5 protein-coding genes are annotated in these 4,075 nt (G+C 42.7%); 1 reads left to right on the top strand and 4 read right to left on the bottom strand.

What is annotated here, in order from left to right; genetic code table 11:
• The 4 genes from BG32_RS13325 to BG32_RS13310 form a co-directional block, all read right to left on the bottom strand.
• On the bottom strand, positions 1-1,469 hold a 1,469-nt coding region (locus BG32_RS13325), incomplete at its 3' end, for an FtsX-like permease family protein (RefSeq protein WP_121526969.1).
• 2 nt (positions 1,470-1,471) lie between these two features.
• Positions 1,472-2,170 carry an ABC transporter ATP-binding protein gene (locus tag BG32_RS13320; RefSeq protein WP_014731574.1) on the bottom strand — a complete coding sequence of 233 codons (699 nt, stop codon included), beginning with the start codon at positions 2,168-2,170 and terminating at the stop codon, positions 1,472-1,474.
• Between the two features lie 31 nt (positions 2,171-2,201).
• Positions 2,202-2,753, bottom strand: coding sequence for a hypothetical protein (locus BG32_RS13315; protein ID WP_014731573.1), 552 nt, complete (start codon positions 2,751-2,753; stop codon positions 2,202-2,204).
• Entirely contained in the window at positions 2,753-3,373 is a 621-nt protein-coding gene (locus tag BG32_RS13310; RefSeq protein ID WP_014731572.1) for a PRC-barrel domain-containing protein, read from the bottom strand. Before BG32_RS13310 ends, BG32_RS13315 begins: the two co-directional genes overlap by 1 nt.
• A 227-nt stretch (positions 3,374-3,600) precedes the next feature.
• On the opposite strand from BG32_RS13310, the gene BG32_RS13305 reads away from it, so the two are divergent.
• On the top strand, positions 3,601-4,075 hold a 475-nt coding region (locus tag BG32_RS13305; protein WP_147435044.1), incomplete at its 3' end, for a chromate transporter.

Raw genomic sequence — 4,075 nt, 5'->3', positions numbered from 1 at the left:
GCCATCACTACTGAAACAAGAACCCCTACGGCTGCTATGACATTCAGCAGAAGTCTCTTCCTTTCATCAAGCTCTTCAGGTATATTTCTTACCGCGGTCACTATATTCGTGCGTGAAATCTTCCTTCCCGTGTAAACAATGATTATCATAGGTATGATAAGCCCCAAAAGAAATCCATAGGCAATTGAATCGATCCGCACGAAGAACACGAATGAGTTCTGCATGGAGTTAAAAGCGATATTTGCACCTTCGAAAGGTATCAGTGAGACCGCATCCTCAAATAGGTTTACGAAACTACCTAAAATAAACCTCGCAATTCCCAACCCAGCGAGGACTCCAATACCTGACGAGAAAATAGAATAGAAAAAACCCTCATAGAGAATCGTCCTGGACACTCTTTTTCTTGAATAACCAATCGCTCTGAGGGTACCAAGCTCGGTCCTCCTCTCTTGAGCAAGCATCAAGTAAATGTTTGTAAGAAGAAGCACACCTGCAAATATGGCAAAGACACTGAGCATGAGGAATAAGAGACCGATATTCCCCTGGTCAACCATACTCAAGGAATCCTTCTTGACCTCCCTGACCACCACTTCCTCACCGACTAAGGGCTTTATGCTTGCCACAACCTGATCTGTAAGCCTTTCACCTGTTAGAAAATCCCCACGGTTCGAAACGATTAGTGCATTATAATAGTCTTCAACACCTATCTTAAGTACTTCTCTGGCTTCTTCAACATCCATTAACATGGTAAACCCATTTGAACCCTGGTTTTCTATCTGGTAGTGAAGAATCCCATTCCCTTCAACAATTTCAGCCACCCTTACCTCAGGAAGAGGAATCCAGAAAAGCAATCTCTGTCCTGGGTCTACAAGAATTTCAAGAGTATCCCCGACCGCCACCCCGGCAACTTCGGCCAGCTCTTTGTTGATGACAACCTCGGGAAGTTCATCTGTAGCAGAGGGGAGGACCAGATCCACTTTATCGACGTCAGGCCAGTTTGAGAGTTGATCGGCTTCTACTCCTATCATGCTCACCTGAAAACTCTTTCCAGTTTGACTTCTGGCCTCTCCGGGGAGTCCAATAGAGACAGTTCTACTAAGAATAGGAAGGACACCGTCTACCTGTTCGTTCTTCAAAAGTGAATCGACAAGAATCTCGATTTTGGAATTGGGAATGAGCTCTTTACCAATGTTTTGATTATCTGAAGGGATGTAGATCAGTTCATCGATCTCACCATGGGTTCTTTCGATCTGACCGTAAAGGAAATTCTGAAAAGAATCATTCATGGCCATCGAACCCATGATAAGCGCCGTTCCAATCAGAGATCCCATTATCACCAAAAAAGTATCGGATTTTCTCCTGTAAATGTTTCTGTAACCGATTTTGAAAATTATCGGATTCCTTATCATTGAAACTAGTATCGCAATTACGGCAACACCCGCAAAAAGACTAATTATCTGTATTATCACTGTTACACCTTCAATTCTTTATTTTCTTCAATCTTCAAAATGCTACCACTATCCATGTGGAGAACTCTGTTTGAGAATGCAGAAACTCTCTCGTCGTGCGTAACAATTACGAAGGTCTGATTGAACGTTTCATTCAGCTCGGTGATGAGATTCATTAGATCATTGCTGGTCTTCGTATCCAGGGCTCCCGTAGGCTCGTCGGCCCATACAATAGCCGGCCTGTGAACGAGTGCCCTTGCTATTGAGACTCTCTGTCTCTCACCACCACTCAATCTTGAAGGGAGGTAATGTTCTCGCTCCCTTAAATTGACTTTTGCAAGAATTTCCATCGCCGCTTCACGGGCTTTCTTTTCATTACTTCCCATTGTAAGCATCGCGAGTTCCACATTTTCGACTGCTTTTAAGACAGGTATAAGATTGTAGAATTGAAACACGAACCCCATATTCATCGCCCTAAAGCGGGTCTTTTCATCATCCTTCAAAGAGTGAAGATCAACCCCCTTGACTGTAACCTTCCCCTCCGTAGGCGTATCTATTCCTGAAAGACAGTTCAGGAGTGTACTTTTTCCGCATCCGGACGGTCCGAGAATCGCTAGTATCTCGCCTTCATAAATATCAAATGAAACTCCCTTCAGTGCTTCGACCGACACTTCACCCGACCTGTAAGTTTTACTAAGGTCTCTGACCTCAACAAATGCCATTTTGAATCTCCTTCCAATAAAAAACTCTCAATTATTGAGTGATATCGTCCACAGCTTTCCTAATTTCTTCATTCAGTTTTTCGATAGTCTTTTCAAGATTTGAAAAGGCCTTTCTTGACAAGAGAACAATTATCAACGATGCCACATACGAAAAAAGACCCGCCACAATTTCGACTCTTCTCTGAACAATCACGGAGGATAACATAACCGCGAGCGGAAAAAGCGGCGCTGCATAAGCTGAAAAAATATACAGCTTTCTCTGTAGCTCAGATGGCTTCTTCAGTTTTTCTTCGAGTGAGGAAACTACCTTCTCAAGGTTTCTCAGATTCTCAGAATCGATAATCTTACCTTTTGTGCTCTCATCGAATGTTCGCCTGAGGGTGAGTATAGACTGTATATTTCTCAGAAAGGCTGAAATTCTTATTGAATAACTCCTCCCCGGAATACCTGAAACTATTAAATAATCAACAATGATTAAGAAAGGCAAGAAAAAAAAGACTGGATGAAAATAGGCACCCTTAGAAAAATTGAGCACGAATAAGATTCCGGCTGATGCCATATAGTACACCGTCACTTTCTTCATCAATCCATTTCCGGCAATTTCTCTACCATAACTGACGATGCAGAAACTCTTACTTTACACTCATCGATTTCTTCAACCCAGTCTATCGGTATCAGTTTCTTTGACCTAGAACCAAACCCTCCGCATTCACCTATCAAATGGGTGATCTTGCCTTCGTCATTTAGAACGAAGCTTTTTACCCTTCCCACAATCTTCTCTTCAGCGGTAACGATATCACATCCCGGCTCAAGGGATTTGCTGTCCTTTGGAACATTTATCGAAGTGTTTAACGGTGGAAGAGGGTATAGCTCTGCGTAATCCCCAACCGGTCTTAACCAGTAAACCGGGGTGACTCCGCTTTCGAGATTCTCTATTTCTTCTCCAGTAACGAAGAACGTCTCTTCGTAATCCTGCAGTGTTTCAACGTCTTTCGATTCAATTCTCAATCTAATTTCGTCGGGAGCTGCAAAAAACACAGTAGCTATTGGCACCAATTTTGCCACTCTATTGAAGATGCCCTTTTCTATCACTAGATGAGTGACTTCGTTGTTCTTAGGATGAATGACTACCCGAATGACTTTCCCGAGGTCTTTGCCGTCAGAAGAAATCGCTTTGGCGCCCCATCTGATTCTGTTTTCCATAGGTTCACCCCCTTTAGTAAAGTTTATCACGTGAGACATGCTCCGTTCAAAAGGATAACTTGACTTATGACTGCAGAAAACCAGAACGAGTTGTAAAATATAGGAGCAAATGGGCGGAGAACAGAAGACTTAGAGTCTTTCCGGGTTATTGCATTTGACTGAGCACTCATAATGATGAGAGGAGGAAGTTCGTCGCTCCAGCATGGATTAGATGGACGTTGAAATCAATGAGCCCACTTAGGCTTTTCTGGATATTCGTCAAAGTCAGCACATTCACTATAGGCGGCGGATATGCAATGATTCCTGTAATAAAGGAGTTTATTGTAGACAAATACAGGATAATAAAGGAAGACGAGTTTCTCGATGTCATTGTCACTGCCCAAACTGTACCTGGTGTTATAGCGATAAACACAGCTATGATCCTTGGAAGTAGGCTTGCAGGGTTTTGGGGCGCTTTTTTTGCGGTGCTTGGAGCTTCGTTAACTCCATTTATTATAATACTTGTAATAGCAAGTTTCTTCACCGATTTCGTAGACCTTCCTGTCTTCAAAGGCTTTTTTGCCGGCGCGAGAGTGGGTGTGACTGTAATACTTGCTAATCTTTCGTTTCAGCTTCTTCGAAAAAGTCTTAGAAGATACCTGATTGTAATCGTTATCGCTGCTGGCACTTTGGTAATTGTCTTTCTTAATGTATCGTCTATCT

Source organism: Mesotoga sp. HF07.pep.5.2.highcov (assembly GCF_003666285.1).
GTDB classification, from domain to species: Bacteria; Thermotogota; Thermotogae; order Petrotogales; family Kosmotogaceae; genus Mesotoga; species Mesotoga prima.
This window is presented reverse-complemented; position numbering and strand designations above follow the sequence as displayed.

Bases quoted from the DNA above. Each gene is read 5' to 3' on its own strand.
- BG32_RS13320 (WP_014731574.1), bottom strand. From the start codon at position 2,170: ATGGCATTTGTTGAGGTCAGAGACCTTAGTAAAACTTACAGGTCGGGT.
- BG32_RS13315 (WP_014731573.1), bottom strand. From the start codon at position 2,753: ATGAAGAAAGTGACGGTGTACTATATGGCATCAGCCGGAATCTTATTC.
- BG32_RS13310 (WP_014731572.1), bottom strand. From the start codon at position 3,373: ATGGAAAACAGAATCAGATGGGGCGCCAAAGCGATTTCTTCTGACGGC.